The following is an 18,201-nucleotide window of genomic DNA, read 5'->3' as shown; positions in this document are numbered from 1 at the left end:
GCCGCCGGCCTCCTCGGCAACCCCGGCCAGGCCAACTACGCCGCCGCCAACACCTTCCTCGACGCCCTCGCCCACCACCGCCACACCCAAGGACTCCCCGCCACCTCCATCGCCTGGGGACTGTGGGGCGAGGCGAGCAACATGACGGGGCACCTCGACGACACGGCGCTGAGCCGGCTGTCCCGTACCGGTGTGGTGGCGCTCTCCTCGCAGGAGGGGCTCGCGCTGTTCGACGAGGCCCTCGGGCTGCGCCGGCCCTTGTCGGTGGCCATGGGCATGAACCTCGCGGCGCTGGGCGAGCGGGCCCGGTCGGGTTTGCTGGAGCCGCTGTTCAGCGGTCTCGTCCGGCAACGGCCCGAGGGGCCGGCGGCGCGAGCCACGAACGGTCCGGGGCGCTCCACCCCATCCGGCGTCCCGCTCGTCGAGCGCCTGGCGCCGCTGTCGTCCGAGGAGCGGCGCAGCCTCCTGGCGCATCTCGTGCGCGAGAACGTCGCCGCGGTGCTCGGGCACGCCACGGGGGACAACATCGGTCTCGAACAGCCGTTCAAGACGCTCGGCTTCGACTCGCTGTCCGCCGTCGAACTCCGCAACCGGCTCGGCACCACAACCGGCCACCGGCTCTCACCGACCCTCGTCTTCGACCACCCCACGCCCAACGCGCTGGTCGAGCACCTCAACGAGCTGCTCGCCCCGCCGGAGGCGGACGTGTTCGGGCGGCTGCTTTCGGAACTCGACCTGCTGCAGAGCGGTTCGGGTGCCGCCGAGGCGTCCCCGGCCGCGGTGGGCAAGATCGTGACCCGTCTCCAGGACTTCCTGCTGAGTCTGGAGGAGGGCAGGTCCGATCCGCAGGCGTCCGAAGGGCCGAGTGCCGAGCGCATCTCGGCGGCCACCGACGACGAGATCTTCGACCTCATCGACAACGAGCTCGGGATCGCCTGAATCAGGCTCCTCCCGTGCTGACCCCGGCCATGATGGATCCGGTTTTCCCAAACCTCTCACCCCTAGGAACAGGTTATGTCCGATCCCGTCATCATCTCGGGCGGCGGGCCCGCCGGGCTCATGCTCGCCCACGAACTGGGCCTGTGGGGCGTCGAATCGATCGTGCTGGAGCGGCATGCCACGCGCGACGGCGGCCGTTCCGTCGGCCAGGCCCTGAACACGACTGCGGCCGAACTCCTCGATCAGCGTGGGCTGTTGAACGGGATACGCGAGCACACCGCGCCCTCGCAGGGCACGCACTTCTCGCTGTTGTGGCTGGACAGCACTCCGCTGGAGGACCGGCACCTGCCCGCGCTGCTGCTCGGGCAGGAGTACATGGAGCGGGAGTTGGAGCGCCGGGCGGTCAAGCTGGGTACGGATCTGCGCCCCGGTCACGAGCTGACGGGGTTCACGCAGGACGAGTCGGGTGTCACGGTCACCGTTCGGTCCGACAGCGGCGAGTACCGGCTGCGCGGCAGTTATCTGATCGGGGCCGACGGCGAGAACAGTGCGGTGCGTGAGCTGGCGGGGATCGGCTTCCCCGGTTCCAGCCAGCCCAATTGCGGTCTGGTGGCCGATGTGGAAATCGATTTCGGTGAGCTGGAGGAGATCCACCGCGGTGCCCGGTTCTGTCCGGTCGGCGGTCTGTACTCGTCGGTGCCCGTCGAACCGGGGGTGACCCGGGTGATCACCGCCGAGTTCGACACCGATCTGCCGGGCGCTTCGGTGGCGCCCACGGCCTCGGAGCTGCGGGCGGGCGTGGAGCGGCTCAACGAGCGGCCGTTCCCCGATGTGCCCGTGCGCTGGATCCGCAGGTACGGTGGCCCGTCCCGGGTCGCCGACCGTTTCCAGGACGAGCGTGTCCTCCTGGTCGGGGACTCGGCGCACACCTTCTATCCCCTGGCCGGTCTGCGGATCAACCTGTGTCTTCAGGACGCCGTGAATCTCGGGTGGAAGCTCGCGGGCGACCTGCTCGGCTGGGCGCCGCCCGAGCTGCTCGACACGTACACGGCCGAGCGACGGCCGGCGGCGGTGCGCGCGGCCTCCGCCACGGACACCCAGCTGGCCCTGGTCCACCCGGTGAAGCGGGTGGCCCCGGTGCGGGAGCTGGTGGCGACGCTGCTGAAGTTCCCCGACGTCAACCGCTATCTGCTGGAGCTGTCCACCGGTCTGGACGTCAGCTACGCGCCGCCCGGTGCGGCTGCGCCGCTGGGCCGTCGGCTGCCGCATGTCGCACTGACCCTGCCGGACGGCGCCGGCAGTGTCCCCGGGGTGCAGCACCACGGGCGCGGTGTGTTCTTCGACCTGACCGGTGGTCACCCCGTCGCCGACAGGCTGGCGCCCTGGTCGGACCGGGTCGAGGTGGTGGCGGCCGAGCCGGTGGCGGACATCGACGCGCGTGCCGTCCTGCTGCGTCCCGACGGGCATGTGGCGTGGGCGGGCGAGCCGGACGGCGAGTCGCTGGTGGGCGCTCTGAAGCAGTGGTTCGGTCCGCCGTACCGGTCCTGTTCTCGTCATGAACGGGATGACCAACCACACCGGCTCGACGTGGACAGTCGCATCCGACACACGACACAGATACTTCTGGAGAGAGTCGCGAGTTGCGAGAAATGGCATCAGTGCACGGGGCGGGGCGGTCCACAGGCCGTGAGGGCTGCGGACCGTCGAGCGGGCCAGGTTGAGAGATCGCGTGGACAGGTGCTCCGCGGCGACGAGCTTCCCGTGCCCAGGTAGCTCTGCAGAACGGGCCTATGAGTGAAGAGATGAGACGTCAGGCAGGTGTCCGAGCCGGGCGTCTACGCCCTGGTAGCGTTCACGGCATGTCTGCTGCTTCGTGTGCGGCCGCTTGCGCCGCAGTGACCAGGACGCCCCGCTAGCGGCGGGACGTTCGACTCACACACTCCTCCTGGACGTCCAGCCGCTTCGTGATCAGACCGGAGCGGCACATTTGTGCTGCTCAGAACTTCTTCTGAGCGATGGAGCACCTGATGCTTCCAGGCATCCTTTCTTCCCGCGGGCACAGCCCGTCCCCGGCACGCGCATGGCTGGTGCTGTGCGCGTTGTCCATGCTGCAGTTCTTCATTGCGGTCGACGTGACCGTGGTCAACATCGCCCTGCCCTCGATCGGCGCCGACTTCGACATCGACGGGCACTCCCTGACTTGGGTTGTGGTCGGGTACACGGTCGCCGGTGGTGGGCTGCTGATGCTCGGTGGCCGGCTGGGCGACCTGCTCGGGCGGCGGCGCGTGCTGCTGCTCGGCACCGGCCTGTTCGGCGCCGCGTCGCTGCTGGCGGGCCTGGCCCCCACGTTTTCCCTGCTGGTGGTCGCGCGCCTGTTGCAGGGCGCCGGTGAGGCCATCGCGCTGCCCGCCGCAATGGCCACCATCGTCCTGATGATCCCCGAAGGTCCGCGCCGGTCCCGGGCCCTGAGCGTGTGGGCGGCGGTGGCCGGCTGCGGTCTCGTGCTCGGATTCGTCCTGTCCGGAATCGTCACCGCCCACCTGGGGTGGCGGTGGATCTTCCTGGTCTCGGTTCCGTTCGTCCTGGTCGTACTGCTGGCCACTGTCTTCCTGGTCGAGGGAAACAGGCCGGTGGCAAAAGACGCCCCGCGGCTGGACCTTCACGGCGCGCTGTTGCTGACCGCTTGCCCGCTGCTGTTCATCCTCGGCGTGGTCGAGGCCGGCGAACCCGGAACGCCCGCATGGGTGGCCCTGGGGGCGCTGGGCGGGGCGGTGGCCGCCGGGACCGGGTTCGTGCGGGTGGAGGCACGCTCACGCAACCCGCTGCTGCCGCTGCGCTTCTTCGCCAACCGCACGCGTGTGGCGGCCAACCTGGCCACGATGCTGTTGAGCGGGGGGTTGTCGACCTCGTTTCTGCTGTTCACCTTCTATCTGCAGGACCGGTTGGGCATCGGCCCGTTGGGCGCGGGTCTGACGATGCTGCCACTGGCAGTCTCGCTGATCGTGTTCTCCATGCTCGCGCCTCGTCTGCTGGGCCGCTGGGGAGCACGCGCGTGTGTGCTTGCCGGCATCGGGTTCACCGCGGCCGCGATGGCCGCTGTCGCAGCCGTCGCGGCCCTGCGGGCAGGCGGCATGGCGATGATCCCGGCCATGCTCCTGATCGCGGCCGGGATGGGGTTCGGCATCGTGGGGCTCCAGTACCTCGCGGTCAGCGGCGTCACCGAGGACGACGCCGGGACCGCCTCGGGCATCCAGCGCGCGGCTGACCAACTGGGCGGTGCGACCGGGGTGGCAATCTGCGTCGGGATCGGGTTCGCCCCGTCCTTGCACTCCTTCGACCCGTTCCTGGTGGCCACCCTGCTGGCCGTCATGGGGCTCGTGACCGGCGCGGTCGTGGCCTGGCGCATGCCCGCGCCCGCTCTCGCAGCGGACCTGCAGGAACAGGCCGGGTGACCTTCACCCCGGCGGGACGAGTGGATCGCCAATGGCCTCTTCGAGCGGCTGCACCGGCTGGCGCGCTCAAGGCATATGACGAGGCCGTCGGCCTCGACCTTGAGAACCTCGTGGTGGGTGGTTGCATCGTGAAAGCCCCTGGCGGTGGCCAGAACACCGGGCGCAGCCCGGTGGACCGAGGCAAGAGCGGTCTGAGGCGTTCGGTACTGGTCGACGGCGGGGGCTTGCCGCTGGGGTGGGTCCTGGCCGGCGCGAACCGCAACGACTCCCCGCTGCTACGCCCCACCCTGGAGACCCTGCGCCTTTCATCGTGATCCGCAGGCTGCTACGCCGGGCCTGGACGGCCTACCGGTGGGATGCCCGCCCTGCCCGACGACCCTGACCCATCCCGCGCGAATTCCAAGGTCAGCCGGCTTGGGCGGAATCGAGATGGCGGGTGTCACCGAGGCTGACGACTTGGCGGTTGTGGAAGAAGTCGTCTTCGCGGAGCGTGGTGATGCTGCCGGAGGGAGCCCGGAAACTGGCATAGCCGGCCGACTCGATCGGCATCTTGATCCAGGACGCCACGATGCATGTCAGGGAGCCGCCATGCGTCACGATGATCTGCTGTTCGGAAGGACTCTGCAAGATCTCGTCCATGGCAGCGTAGATACGCCGCGCCCATGTCGCCTTGGTCTCTGCGCCTTCCACGCCTTCGTCGTGGTCCATCCGCTCCCCGACAGCCGGCGGTGGGACGAAGCGCTGGTCCAGCCAATCCTGCGGCTTTCCCTCCGCCTCACCGTAGGACTTCTCCCGCAACCTGTGATCCACGATCGGTTTCACCCCGAACAGTTCAGCCACCTCATCGGCCGTCCGCAGGGTGCGCTGCAGATCCGAGGAGAACAGCTCCACCTCGGTTCCGTGCGGGATCTGGGCCCGCAGTGCTTGGGCGATGGAGACCGCCGCACGGACGCCGGCGGGAGTCAGCTGCGAGTCATGCCATCCTCCGACGACTCTCTCGACGTGGTGCGTGGCCTCGGGATGGGTGATGACGTAAAGCGTGCGCATCAGCGTGTGCCTCCTGTGGGTAGCGTCCTGCGTGATTGCAGTCCGCAACTATGGAGGCGACTGCTCAGAACCATCAAGCGGGTTCTCCTGCCGGGCTCGGGTGCCGGCGAGGCGGTAGGAGTCGGTGCCGGTCCCGATGACGGTGCCGTTGAAGGTGAGGCGGTCGACGATGGCCTCGCAGGGACGGGAGTCCGTGAACGTCCTGGTCCAGCCACCAAATGACTCGCGGGTCGGGGGCGAGACGCCGTGCACCGTTTCCGATGCCGGCTTTGCCGTCCCCGCCCGCCGAACCCGCCGTGCGAGTTGGCCCCGGGTGCGAGCGGCACGGCGAGCCCGGCTGGGCTTCGCAAACCCCACCTGCCCCGGGGCCGGCGGCTCGGTGCGGCCGTTACGGCGCCGGGTCACCACCGCCGCCGCCAGCCGATCCCGCGACAGCTTCGACGGACATGGAGAGCAGAACTGTTGCCGGATGGTTGCTCAGGGCTACCCGCCACCTGGCCGTAGCCGTACGAGAACAGGGCCGTACCGCTGGGTCGTTGTTCCGCCGGTCCGGCCAGGGGGGTGCGGTCAGGCCAGCCGGCGGGACCAGTTCGCCACGGTGGGGTCCGCGGCCAGGTCCTTGAAGGAGACCCGGCGGCCGGCCCGTCGCCAGCCGTTGACCAGCTGCATGATGTGCATGGACTTCAGCCCGAGGGCAATGAGGTTCACGTCGTCGGCGATGGCATCGGCGTCGATGCCGATGAGCTGTGCGACGGTGTCCTTGATCTGCTGCGGGGTGGGGGCGGCGGCCGGGGCGCCGACGGTGCCGGTGGTGGAAGGGTTCATGGCGGGTGCCTCTTCTCGTACGGTCTACGGGGTTCGCGGGATCCGCGGGATCTCTGCGGGGTCCACAGGAACCTGTGCGGCCCACGGGGTCTACAGGACCTACGGGATCTCGATGATCTCCAGGACGGCCGAGCCGACCTCCATGCCCACGGCCGCGGCGAGCAGCAGTACGTGGTCGCCCGCCTTGAGCTCTCCCGAGGTCAGCAGGTGGTCGAGGCCGACGATCTGGTCGGTGCCGCCGGAGTGGCCCGTGCGGCGGTTGAACTCCCAGGTGCCGCGCGAACTCTCGATGCCCAGCGGGGCGAGGAACCCGTTCTCGACCTGCTCCCAGGCCACTCCGCTGTGGGCGACCCTGGTGATGTCGTCCATGGTCAGCCCGGCCTCGCCGAGGGTGGCGTCGACGGTCTCGTTGACGATGTCGCCGAGGTGGAACACGGGCGGGACCACTCCCTTGGCCCACTGCTCGCGGAGGTGGTCGGTGCGCGCCTCCAGGTCGAGTCCCTTGCCCAGGGTGACGCTCGGCGGGAAGAGCGGGTCTCCCCCGCGGTGCAGCAGCTCCGCCTCCGGGATGGAGACGGAACCCACCGACAGGAGCCGGGCGAAGCCGCCCCGCTTGGAGAGCACCACGGCCGAACCGGCGTCGGCCAGGATGTAGTTGGAGCTGACGGTCCAGCGGTCGACGTTGGGCGTGGAGAAGTTGTCGCCGGCGGTCACGAGCACGGCGGTGGAGTCGCGGTCGGCCATCAGCAGGTTGGCGGCGAACCGCAGCGACGTCACCATGCCGAGGCAGCCCTGGCGCAGCTCCAGGGCGGGGATCGGCCGGTCCAGGGTGTTGTGGAGGATGTAGTGGGGGGCGGACCAGATGTCGGGGCCCTGGTGGAACACCGGTGTGTGGATGAGGACGTCGATGTCCTCGGGCCGGTGTCCGGAGCGCTTCATCGCGTCCCGTGCGGCGCTGACGGCCATGTCGGGTGCCGGTGTGTCGCCGCCCACGGCCACCGAGATCATGCCGCTGGACTCGCGCAGGGCGGGGTCGTACCACCCGCGTTCGACGGCCTCGTCGATCGTGACCCGCTCCGGGACGAACGTACCGATCCCGGCGAGGAAGACGTTGTCCACTCTCATCTTGCGACGCCCTCTTTCCACAGAACCAAATGAAGGTCGGGCCACCCTCGCACCGGGTGCTTGCGCAGCACTTTCGCGGCGCTTGCAGGGGGATTCGCGGCAGGCGGACCGGCAGGCGGTTTAAGACACCTTTAGCCCGGTTGCCTAGCGTTCCCCTCGGGAATGTCAGTCACCTCACCATGCCGACCCGAGGAGCACGACCGTGACAGAGGTTCAAGAGCTCGCCCGTCTTCCCTTCCCTCGTGATCCGGACGACGTGAACGGCATCGCGCCCACGTTCCGCGCCCTGCGGTCCGAGTCTCCGGTGGTCAGGGTCGGCACGTCCGCCGGTGACGAGGGGTGGCTGGTCACCCGTTACGGCGAGGTGAAGCAGCTCCTCAACGATCCGCGTCTGGGGCGCTCGCACGCCCATCCGGAGCGGGCGGCGCGCGTCGCCAACGCTGCCGTTCTCACCGGTCCGCTGGGCAAGCCCGAGGAGGAGGTGGCCACGCGCACCCGCTTCCGCCGGCTGCTCTCCCCGGCCTTCTCCGCCCGCCGGGTGGCGCGTCTGAAGACCGGTGTCGAGGAGCTGGTGGGCCAGCTGTACGACGGTCTTGAGTCGGGCCCGAACCCCGGGAACTTCCACGAGGCCCTTTCCTTCCCGCTGCCCGTTCTGGTGATCTGCCAGCTGCTCGGTGTTCCGGGTGAGGACCGTGAGGAGTTCCGCCGGCTCTCGGCGGGCTCGACCAGCCTGGACGACGTGGAGGCCGCCAAGGCGGCCTGGGCCGAGCTGAACGACTACATGTACCGGCTGATCGACGTGAAGCGGAAGAACCCCGCCGAGGACGTCTTCTCCGACCTGGTCGCGGCGCAGGAGAAGGAGGGCCTGGAGGACGCCGAGATCGCCCGGATGGCCTCCGGGATCCTCTTCGCCGGCCACGAGACGACGGTGACCCGGCTCGACCTGGGCACGCTGCTGCTGCTCACCCACCCCGAGCAGCGCGCGAAGCTCCAGGCCGATCCCCGGGGGCACATCCAGTCGGCGGTCGAGGAGATCCTGCGGATGGCCGCGCCGTCCACCCAGGACGTGCTGCCGCGGTACGCGCACGAGGACATCCAGGTCGGCGACCTCACCATTCCCGAGGGCGACCTGGTGCTGCTGGCCTTCACGGCCACCAACCGGGATCCGGACATCTTCTCGGACCCGAACTATTTCGACATCACCCGGGACAGCACCCAGCACCTGGCGTTCGGGCACGGTCCGCGTTTCTGCCTCGGCTCGGGCCTGGCCCGCCTGGAGCTCCAGATCGTGTTCTCGACGCTGTTCGAGCGGTTCCCGAACCTCCAGCTCGCCACGGAGCTCGACGAGCTGCAGTTCAGGGACAACACACTGACCGGTGGCCTTTCCGCTCTGCACGTGCGCTGGTAGCGCCGCACTTCCGGGAACAGCACTGTGCGCGGTACCCCTGCGGAGGGGTACCGCGCACAGTGCTGTTCCCGGGCGGCGGGCCCGGAGGCCGCCGGCGTCGGGTCAGCGGCTGGGCTCCGGCTCCGTTCTGGCCGGTGCGGCGGCCTCGGCCACCGCGGCCTTCTTCTTCATGTGGTTGTGGGCCGTGGTGCACAGCAGCGCGGCCAGGGCGATGGCACAGAGCGGCAGCACGAGGGAGGAGTCCATCGTGGTCACGAAGCCGTGGTCGTAGACGTCTCCCGCCAGCTTGCCGAGCGTTCCCGCCGCCTGCCCGGGCAGGTCGGACGCCAGCTCCTTGAGCGCCGCCGCGTCGGGGGCGTCGCCGTGCGAGAAGGCGTCGACGAAGCCGGCCCGGGATCCTGCGGGCAGTTCGTCGGCGCGGGCGGCCGCCTCGGAGTGCAGGTTCGAGGCGAGGCTGCTCTGCAGTACGGCGCCCACGACCGAGGCGCCCAGGACCGAACCGACCTGCCGGAACGTGTTGTTGACGCCGGAGGCCGCGCCGGCGAGCTGCCGGGGCACGTTGCGCATCGCCTCGGTCGCCATCGGTGCGAGCAGGCAGCCGGTGCCGAGGCCGAGGACGGCCATCGGTGCGGTGAAGGTGTACCAGTGGCTGTCGGTCGCGGCGAGCGTCATCACCAGGGCGATGCCGCAGCCGTACACGACCAGTCCGAACAGCAGGACGTTCTTGCCGCCGATGCGGTCGGACATGCGGCCCGCGAAGGGCGCCGTGCACATGGACATCACGGGGGACGCCGCGAGGGTGAGGCCCGCCTGGAGCGCGCTCATGCCGAGCACGGACTGCAGATAGATGTTCATCGGCAGCACGAGGCCCAGCAGCGCCATCGAGATCAGGGCCACGATGGTGGTCATGACGGTGAAGTTGCGGTCACGGAACAGGGCGAAGGGCACCAGCGGCTCGTCGTCCTGCTTGCGCCGCTGGTAGAGCACGAACACCCCGATGAGTGCCACGCCCGCGATGATCAGTGCGACGATGCCGGCGTTCCAGTCGTAGCGTTCGCCCTCCTGCAGGCCGAAGGACAGGCAGAACAGCGCGGCCGTGACGATGAGGACGCCCAGGACGTCGAATTTGTGCGCGCGGGCCGGCCGGATGTCGGGCACCCACAGGAACGTCAGCGCGATGACCGCCAGGCCGATCGGTACGTTGATGAAGAAGATCCAGCGCCAGCCGATCGTGCTCACGATCAGGCCGCCCAGGGTGGGGCCGGAGAGGGTCGCGACGCCTGCGATCGATCCCCACACGCCCATGGCGGTGCCGCGCCGGTCGGCCGGGAACACCGCCATGATCAGGACCATGGTCTGGGGCACCATCATCGCCGCCCCGAGTCCCTGGACCGCGCGCGTGGCGATCAGCAGGCCGGGGGTTCCGGCGAGGCCGCAGGCGATGCTGGCCAGGGTGAACAGTGAGACACCGGCGACGAACAGGGTCCGTGGTCCGCGGAGGTCACCGAGCCTGCCGAAGGTGATCAGCGTGACGGCGAGCACCAGCGCGTAGGCGCTGACGACCCACAGTGCCTCGTCGAGTGACGAGCCGAGCCGGTCCATCATGTCGGGGATCGCGATGTTCACGATGGTCAGGTCCAGCAGTGTCATGAAGAACCCGAGACCCAGCGTCACGAGGACTGCCCATGGGTTCCCGCGTAAATTCCTCACGGATGACTCCTTGTCCGTACACCTGTGGTGCACATTGCTTTCTGGAACATTGCTGAGAGATCGCCCGGCGCCCGCGTGTGCGGGCTCACTCGGCTCCGGTGGCCCGGAGCTCGTCGTCGAGGGCTGAGAAGAGTTCGTCGTCCGTGGCCGAGTCGAGGTCCGGCACGTCGTCGGACACCAGATGCCGGTGCGCGCCCTGCCATCTGCGCAGCAGCTCGCCGAGCCGTCCGTCGACCCGTTCGTACTCCTCGGTCCCGGCTCCGGTGGCCCCGGTGAGAGCGGCCTCCAGGTGGTCCAGGGCCTCGGCGAGCGATGCCGGGCCTGCGGTGTCGTCCGGGACGAGTCGTCCGAGCAGTTCCGCGGCGAGCGCCGTGGCGGTCGGGTGGTCGAAGGGGAGTGTGGCGGTCAGCCGCAGTCCGGTCGCGGCCGACAGCCGGTCGCGCAGTTCGACCGCGGTGAGGGAATCGAAGCCCAGCTCCTGGAAGCTGCGTTCGCTGTCGATGCGCCGGGTGTCGGTGTGGCCGAGTACGCCCGCGACCTGGGTGCGTACCAGTTCCAGTACGGTGTCGGCGCGCTCGTCGGGAGCCATTCCCGTCAGCCGGTCCAGCAGGGGTTTTGCGCTGCTGCCGGTGCCGCCGGAGGCGGTGGAGCGGCGCGCGGGGACACGGACCAACGCACGGAGCAGGGCGGGCAGTTGGCCTGCCGCGGCCTGGGTGCGCAGGGCTGCGGCGTCGAGCTGTACGGGTACGAGCAGTCCTTCGGAAGCGGGCAGGGCGGTGTCCAGGAGCGCGAGGCCGTGGTCACCGGCCATCGGTGCGATGCCGGTGCGGGCGAGGCGGGCCCGGTCGGCGGCCGCGAGTTCCTCGGCCATGCCGGCGTCGTTGCCCCACAGTCCCCAGCCCAGGGAAAGCGCGGGCAGGTTGTCGGCCCGCCGGTGCAGGGCGAGCGCGTCGAGGAAGGCGTTGGCCGCCGCGTAGTTGGCCTGTCCCGGGGTGCCGAGGGGTGCGGCGATCGAGGAGAAGAGCACGAACGCCGACAGGTCCAGGTCGCGGGTGAGCTCGTGGAGGTTCCAGGCGGCGTCCGCCTTGGGGCGCAGCACTGTGTCGAAGCGCTCCGGCGTCAGCCCGGTGAGGACCGCGTCGTCGAGCACTCCCGCCGTGTGGACGACCGCGGTCAGCGGGTGCGCGGCCTCGACGGTCCCCAGGAGGTCCGCGAGGGCTTCGCGGTCCGCGACGTCGCACGCGGCGAAGACGGGTGATGCCCCCGATGCGGCCAGTTCGGCGCCCAGTTCGCGGGCGCCGGGGGCGTCCTCGCCCCGTCGGCTGACCAGCAGCAGGTGCCGTACGCCGTGTTCGGCGACCAGGTGCCGGGCGACGAGGCCGCCGAGGAAGCCGGTGGCTCCGGTGATCAGGACCGTGCCGTCCGGGGTGAACCGCGGTCGCGGGTCCTGGTCCGGGTCGGGTGTCCGCGCCACCAGGCGCGGAACGTACGCGACGCCTTCGCGCAGCCCGATCTGCGGCTCGCCCTGTGCGAGGGCCGCGGTCACCGTCCCGGCCACGGCGCGTGCCGAGGCGTCGGTGCCGTCCATGTCGAGGACGACGATGCGGCCGGGGTTCTCCGACTGGGCGGAGCGCAGCAGGCCGGTGACGGCGGCTGCGACGGGGTCCGGTGCCTCGCCCGCCCGGACGGCCGCGGCCTGCCTGGTGAGCAGCACGAGGCGGGTGTCGGCGAGGGCCTCGCGGTCGAGCCAGGTGTGCAGCAGCGCCAGGATGTCGGCGATGGCGGCGCGTGCCGTGGCGGGCGGGTTCGTGCCGGGTGTCCCGGGCCGGCCGATCGCGTCGAGGACCACGATGCCGGGCGGTGCGGTGGCCGGGTCGGTGAGTGTCGCGAGGGTTTCGACCGGGATGTGGCGCGCTGTGTGTGCCATCGCGGGGGCGGCCAGTTCGGACCGGTCTTCGAGTACCGCCCAGCGTCCTTCGTGGAGCGGGCCGTCGGCCGCGGCCAGTTCGGTCCAGGTGATGTGCAGGAGTCCGCCGTCCGCTGCGGTCGTCGTGCCCGGGGCGCTCAGCCGGCCGCCGGGCAGTGCCCGGACGGCCAGGGTCTCGACACGGGCCACCGGTGCCCCTTCGGGGTCGGCGATGTCGAGGCGGACGGCACCGGCGGTCGCCGCCGGCCGGATGCGTACGCGTACGGCGGTGGCTCCGGTCGCGTGCAGGGTGACGCCGCTCCACAGGAACGGGATGTGGATGCGGTCCTCGTCGTCGGTCCCCTCCGTCTCCTCCGGGTCCGGGTGGCCGGGGCCGCCCAGTGCCAGCGGGCGCAGGGTGGAGTCGAGGAGAGCCGGGTGGATGCCGTAGCCGTCCGGTGCGGCGAAGTCGCCTTCCGGCAGCCGTACGTCGAGGTACAGCTCATCGCCGAGGCGCCAGGCCGCGTGCAGTCCCCGGAAGGCGGGGCCGTAGGAGAGGCCGGCGGTGACGAGGCGGTCGTGGAGTGCCTCCACGTCGACGGCCGCGGCGCCGGGTGGCGGCCAGGCCCCGCCGAGTGCGGTGTCCACGGCCGCGCCGTCCGGGGTTCCGGCGCCGAGCGTCCCGGTCACATGCCGGACCCAGGGCGCGTTCTCGTCGCCCGTGGCCCCGGTCTCCGGCCTGGTGTACACGCCGAAGGGGTGGCGGCCGGCGTCGTCGGCGGCGCCGACGGTCACCTGGACGCGCAGTGCGCCGCGCTCCGGAAGCACCAGCGGGGCTTCCATCGTGAGGTCCTCGACGGCGGTGCAGCCGACCCGGTCGCCGGCCCAGATCGCGAGGTCGGCCAGTGCGGAGCCGGGCAGTACCACGGCACCCGCCACGACGTGGTCGCCGAGCCAGGGGTGTTCGTCGAGCGAGAGCCTGCCGGTGCCCACCAGCCCGTCGCCGCCCGCGAGTTCGACGTAGGCGCCGAGCAGTGGGTGGTCGGCGGAGTCCTGCCCCGTCGCGGCGGCGTCGCGGGGTGCGGCGGGTGTCTCCAGCCAGTAGCGGCTGCGCTGGAAGGCGTACGTGGGCAGGTCGGCGGCCCGTGCGTCGCGTCCGGTGAGCAGGGCCGTCCAGTCGACGGGGGTGCCGCGGGTGTCGGCGGTGGCGAGCGCGGCGAGGAAGGTGCGGTCCTCGGGGCGTCCCGCCCGCAGGGCCGAGACCGCTGCGGGGGTGTCGTCCCCGTCCTCGAAGGTGTTGTGGACCAGTGTGGTCAGGACGGGGTCGGGGCCCAGTTCGAGGTAGGTGGTGACGCCTTCCTGGTGCAGGGTGCGGATGCCGTCGTGGAAGCGGACCGCGGCCCGGATGTGCCGTGCCCAGTAGCCGGGGTCGGTCAGCTCTCCGGGGAGTGCGAGGCGTGCGGTGATGTTGGAGACGACGGGGATGCGCGGCTCGTGGAAGGTCAGGGTGCGGGTGATCCGTTCGAATTCGTCGAGCACTCCGTCCATGTGCGGCGAGTGGAAGGCGTGCGAGACCGTCAGCCGGCGGGTCTTGACCCCCTGGGCCAGGAAGTGCTCGGCCACCTCGTGGGCGGCGTCGGCGTCACCGGAGATCACCACGGCCCGGGGGCCGTTGACCGCGGCGAGGCTCAGCCGTCCTTCGTACGGCCGCAGCCGGTCGAGGACGTCGGCCTCGGTCGCGCGGATCGCGATCATCACGCCGCCCTCGCGGGCCGACTGCATCAGCCGTCCTCGCGCCGCCACCAGGGTGCAGGCGTCGTCCAGGGTGAGAACGCCTGCGACGTGTGCGGCGGTGACCTCGCCCACGGAGTGGCCGATCAGCAGGTCGGGGGCGAGTCCGAGGTGTTCGGTGAGCCGGTACAGCGCGGTCTGGGTGGCGAAGAGGGCGGCCTGGGTGAAGACCGTGCGGTCGAGCAGGTCGGCCTCCGGGCTGTCCGGCGCGGCGAACACCAGCTCTTTCAGGGAGCGGCCCAGAGCCGTGTCGAGGCGTGCGCAGGCTTCGTCGAAGGCTTCGGCGAACACCGGGAAGGTCTCGTACAGCCCGCGCCCCATGCCCGCGCGCTGGCTGCCCTGCCCGGTGAACATGAAGGCGGTGCGGCCGGTGCCGGAGGCCGATCCGCACACCACGTCCGGTGCTTCGTCGCCGCGGGCCAGGGCGGCGAGGGCCTCGGTGAGCTCTTCCCGTTCCGTGCCCAGGACGACCGCGCGGTGTGCGAGGCGGGCCCGGGTGGTGGCCAGGGCGAGGGACACGTCCTCGGGACGCGGCGGTTCGGCCGCCTCGTCGAGATACGACACGAGGCGCGCCGCCTGGGCCCGCAGCCCCTCCTCGGTGTGCGCGGACAGGACCCAGGGCAGCGGGCCGGCCGCCGGGGCGGCTTCGTTCCGTACGGGTTCGTGGTGGGGGGCCTGCTCCAGGACGAGGTGGGCGTTGGTGCCGCTGATGCCGAACGAGGAGACGGCGGCACGGCGCGGCCGGCCGTCCTGTTCCTGCCAGGGCCGCTCCTCGGTCAGCAGTGTCATCGTGCCGGCGGACCAGTCCACGTGGGGGGTGGGTTCGTCGATGTGGAGGGTGCGCGGCAGCGTCCCGTGGTGCATCGCCATCACCATCTTGATGACTCCGCCGACCCCGGCCGCCGCCTGCGAGTGACCGATGTTGGACTTGAACGAACCCAGCCACAGCGGTTGTTCGGGGGTGTGCTGTTCGCCGTAGGTGGCCAGCAGTGCCTGTGCCTCGATCGGGTCCCCGAGGGTGGTACCGGTGCCGTGCGCCTCCACGGCGTCGACGTCCGCGCCGCTCAGACCGGCGTCGGCGAGGGCCTGCCGGATGACGCGCTGCTGGGCGGGGCCGTTTGGGGCGGTGAGTCCGTTGCTGGCACCGTCCTGGTTGACGGCGCTGCCACGGATGACGGCCAGTACCCGGTGGCCGTTGCGGCGCGCGTCCGAGAGGCGTTCCAGGAGTACCAGGCCGACGCCTTCGGCCCATCCGGTGCCGTTGGACGACGCGGAGAACGCCTTGCAGCGCCCGTCCGGCGACAGGGCGCGCTGGCGGCTGAACTCCACGAAGGTGGTGGGTGTCGCCATGATGGCGACGCCGCCGGCGAGGGCGAGCGAGCACTCTCCTTCGCGCAGCGCCCGTGCGGCCAGGTGCAGTGCCACCAGTGACGACGAGCACGCGGTGTCCACGGTGAGGGCGGGGCCCTCCAGTCCGAAGGTGTAGGAGACCCGGCCGGAGGCGACGCTGCCCATGCTGCCGTTGCCGAGGTACCCCTCGTATCCGGCGGGTGCCGGGTGCAGCCGTGACGCGTAGTCGTTGTACATGACTCCGGCGAACACGCCGGTGCGGCTGCCGCGCATCGTGGTCGGGTCGATGCCCGCCCTTTCGAACGCCTCCCAGGTGGTTTCCAGGAGGAGGCGCTGCTGCGGGTCGGTGGCGAGCGCCTCGCGCGGGCTGATCCCGAAGAACTCGGCGTCGAAGTCCTCGGCCCCGTGCAGGAATCCGCCCTGCCGTGAGTACGTCTTGCCGACCGCGTCCGGGTCGGGGTCGTACAGTTCGGCCTCGTCCCAGCCGCGTGAGGCGGGGAATCCTCCGACGGCGTCCACTCCGTCGGCGACCAGCCGCCACAGCTCTTCCGGGGAGGCGATGCCGCCGGGGTAGCGGCAGCTCATCGAGATGATGGCGATCGGGTCGTCGTCCTCGGCCCGGCGGCGGACCGGTTCGTCCTCGGCGGCCGCGCTCTCCCCCATGACGCGTTCCAGCAGGTAGCCGGTCACGGCGCCGGGGTTGGGGAAGTCGAAGACGAGGGTGGCGGGCAGGGGAAGTGCGGTGGCGGTCGCGAGCCGGTTGCGCAGTTCGACCGAGGCCAGCGAGTCGAAGCCGTAGCTCTTGAACGCCCGTGTGTCCTCGACGGATCCGGCCGAGCCGAGTCCGAGGACGGTGGCCACCTGGGTGCGTACGAGTGTGGCGACCGCTTCGGTGCGCTCGGTCTCCGGCAGGGCGGCGATCCGCTGGGCCCACTCGCCTGCCGGTGTCTCGCCGGTGGCCCTGGCGCTTCTGCGGACGGGCACCCTGATCAGTGCGCGGAGCAGGGCGGGGAGTTGTCCGGCGCCCGCGCCGGCCCGCAGCGCCGCGAGGTCGAGGCGGGTGGGGACGGTGGTCGCACGTCCGGTGGTCAGGGAGGCGTCGAAGAGGGCGAGACCGTGTTCGTTGTCCATGGCGGCGAGGCCGCCCCGGGTCATCCTGGCGAGGTCCGCCTCGCCGAGGTGGCCGGTCAGGCCGGTCGCCCGGCCCCACAGCCCCCAGCCGAGGGAGAGCGCGGGCAGCCCGTGGGCGTGCCGGTGCTGGGCGAGGCCGTCCAGGAATCCGTTCGCCGCGGTGTAGTTGCCCTGGCCCGGGTTGCCGAGGGTGGCGGTGACGGAGGAGAAGAGGACGAAGGCGGCGAGGTCGAGGTGGCGGGTGAGTTCGTGCAGATGCCAGGCCGCGTCCGCCTTGGGACGCAGCACCGCGTCCACCCGCTCCGCCGTCAACGCCGTCACCGTACCGTCGTCCAGCACCCCCGCCGTATGCACCACCGCCGTCAACGGATGCTCCACCGGAACCGACGCCAGCAACCCCGCCAACGCCTCCCGATCACCCACATCACACCCCACCACACGAACCCGGGCACCCAGCTCACCCAACTCCGCGACAAGCTCCCCCACACCACCGGCACCAGCACCCCGCCGACTCACCAACAACAGATGACGCACCCCGTACTCACGCACCACATGACGCGCGAACAGAGCACCCAACGTCCCCGTACCACCCGTGATCAGAACCGTCCCCTCGGGATCGAGCGGGCGCGGGGCCGGTGCGTCGTCGGGGGTGGTGGCCCTGATCAGCCTGGGTACCAGCGGGCCGTCGCTCCGCAGGGCGAGCTGGGGTTCGGTGTCGGCGGCGGACCACTCCCGTGCCAGGTCGTCGGCCGGGTGGCCGGGATCGTCCAGGTCCAGGAGCACGAACCGGTCGGGCTCCTCCGTCTGGACGGTTCGCATCAGGCCCCACACGGCGGCGCCCGCAAGGTCGGTGACGTCCTCGCCGGGCCGCGCCGCCAGGGCGCCGTGCGTCACGACGGCCAGCCGTGAGCGCATGAACTCCTCGCTGCCGAGCCACTGCTGGACCGCTGCCAGGGTGCGGTGCACAGCGGTACGTACGTGTCGCGGCCTGTCGCTCACGGCCGGGTCACCGGGCAGGGGCGGCTCGGACGCGGCGAGGACGACCAGCTCCGGCGCTTCGGCGCCCTCGCGCACGGCGGCCAGGAGGGCGTCGATGCCGGGGTACACGGGCGCGCGCAGGGTGTCGGCGAGGCCGCGGGTCAGACGGGTGTCCCCGCCGACCACGGCGTACGTTCCCGTCCGGCCCCGCTCGGGCAGGGTCGTACGGGTCCATTCGACGGCGTACGGGGTGTGCGCCTCGTCCGCGGCGTCGGCCCGGAGCCGCTCCTTCGGGATCTCCCGCAGGGCGAGGGAGTCGACGGAGACGACCGGGCGCCCTTCGTCGTCGGACAGCTCCAACGACACACCCCCCTCGCCCACCGGAACCATCCGCACCCGAGCCGCCACCGCACCCGTCGCATGCAACCGCACACCCGACCACACGAACGGCAACCTCGGAGCCACCAGCCCCGAACCGTCCCCGGGCAACAACCCCGCATGCAACGCCGCATCCAGCAACGCCGGATGCACCCCGAACG

Annotated in this window: 9 protein-coding genes and 2 pseudogenes; 5 read left to right on the top strand and 6 right to left on the bottom strand. The window is 71.2% G+C overall.

The genetic code is table 11. From position 1 onward, the window contains the following. The 4 genes and pseudogenes from AADR41_RS35315 to AADR41_RS35300 form a co-directional block, all read left to right on the top strand. The coding region (locus tag AADR41_RS35315; RefSeq protein WP_342286021.1) for a KR domain-containing protein at nt 1-939 on the top strand (939 nt) is incomplete at its 5' end. A 75-nt stretch (nt 940-1,014) separates the two neighbouring features. Further along, the gene (locus tag AADR41_RS35310) at nt 1,015-2,712 is read left to right on the top strand and encodes an FAD-dependent monooxygenase (protein ID WP_342286019.1); all 1,698 of its coding nucleotides are present in this window, start codon (nt 1,015-1,017) and stop codon (nt 2,710-2,712) included. Nucleotides 2,713-3,038: 326 nt separating this feature from the next. Next, the gene (locus tag AADR41_RS35305; protein ID WP_342286023.1) at nt 3,039-4,391 is read left to right on the top strand and encodes an MFS transporter; all 1,353 of its coding nucleotides are present in this window, start codon (nt 3,039-3,041) and stop codon (nt 4,389-4,391) included. Between the two features lie 9 nt (nt 4,392-4,400). Further along, nucleotides 4,401-4,690: pseudogene (locus AADR41_RS35300) on the top strand (IS5/IS1182 family transposase); the annotation flags it as partial. A gap of 106 nt (nt 4,691-4,796) precedes the next feature. Here AADR41_RS35300 and AADR41_RS35295 read toward each other — a convergent pair. The 4 genes and pseudogenes from AADR41_RS35295 to AADR41_RS35280 form a co-directional block, all read right to left on the bottom strand. Continuing rightward, nucleotides 4,797-5,438, bottom strand: a complete 642-nt coding sequence (locus AADR41_RS35295; protein ID WP_342286017.1) for a histidine phosphatase family protein — start codon at nt 5,436-5,438, stop codon at nt 4,797-4,799. A gap of 48 nt (nt 5,439-5,486) precedes the next feature. After that, nucleotides 5,487-5,666: pseudogene (locus tag AADR41_RS35290) on the bottom strand (ATP-binding protein); the annotation flags it as partial. 339 nt (nt 5,667-6,005) lie between these two features. Then, nucleotides 6,006-6,263 carry a phosphopantetheine-binding protein gene (locus AADR41_RS35285; protein WP_342286016.1) on the bottom strand — a complete coding sequence of 86 codons (258 nt, stop codon included), beginning with the start codon at nt 6,261-6,263 and terminating at the stop codon, nt 6,006-6,008. Nucleotides 6,264-6,362: 99 nt separating this feature from the next. Continuing rightward, nucleotides 6,363-7,388, bottom strand: a complete 1,026-nt coding sequence (locus AADR41_RS35280; RefSeq protein ID WP_342286015.1) for a ketoacyl-ACP synthase III family protein — start codon at nt 7,386-7,388, stop codon at nt 6,363-6,365. A 202-nt stretch (nt 7,389-7,590) separates the two neighbouring features. Between AADR41_RS35280 and AADR41_RS35275 the strand changes: the two genes are divergently transcribed. Then, nucleotides 7,591-8,796, top strand: a complete 1,206-nt coding sequence (locus tag AADR41_RS35275; protein ID WP_342286014.1) for a cytochrome P450 — start codon at nt 7,591-7,593, stop codon at nt 8,794-8,796. A gap of 102 nt (nt 8,797-8,898) precedes the next feature. Here the strand turns inward: AADR41_RS35275 and AADR41_RS35270 are convergent, their stop codons facing one another. Both AADR41_RS35270 and AADR41_RS35265 read right to left on the bottom strand, forming a co-directional pair. Further along, nucleotides 8,899-10,506 carry a DHA2 family efflux MFS transporter permease subunit gene (locus tag AADR41_RS35270; RefSeq protein WP_342286013.1) on the bottom strand — a complete coding sequence of 536 codons (1,608 nt, stop codon included), beginning with the start codon at nt 10,504-10,506 and terminating at the stop codon, nt 8,899-8,901. Between the two features lie 85 nt (nt 10,507-10,591). Next, nucleotides 10,592-18,193 (bottom strand): SDR family NAD(P)-dependent oxidoreductase, encoded by a 7,602-nt coding sequence (locus AADR41_RS35265; protein ID WP_342286012.1) that lies wholly within the window; start codon nt 18,191-18,193, stop codon nt 10,592-10,594. Nucleotides 18,194-18,201 lie beyond the last annotated feature (8 nt).

This window comes from Streptomyces sp. CLV115 (assembly GCF_038448545.1).
Classification (GTDB): Bacteria; Actinomycetota; Actinomycetes; order Streptomycetales; family Streptomycetaceae; genus Streptomyces; species Streptomyces sanglieri.
This window is presented reverse-complemented; position numbering and strand designations above follow the sequence as displayed.

Coding starts and splice junctions, on each gene's coding strand:
- AADR41_RS35310 (WP_342286019.1), top strand. CDS start 1,015: ATGTCCGATCCCGTCATCATCTCGGGCGGCGGGCCCGCCGGGCTCATG.
- AADR41_RS35285 (WP_342286016.1), bottom strand. CDS start 6,263: ATGAACCCTTCCACCACCGGCACCGTCGGCGCCCCGGCCGCCGCCCCC.
- AADR41_RS35280 (WP_342286015.1), bottom strand. CDS start 7,388: ATGAGAGTGGACAACGTCTTCCTCGCCGGGATCGGTACGTTCGTCCCG.
- AADR41_RS35295 (WP_342286017.1), bottom strand. CDS start 5,438: ATGCGCACGCTTTACGTCATCACCCATCCCGAGGCCACGCACCACGTC.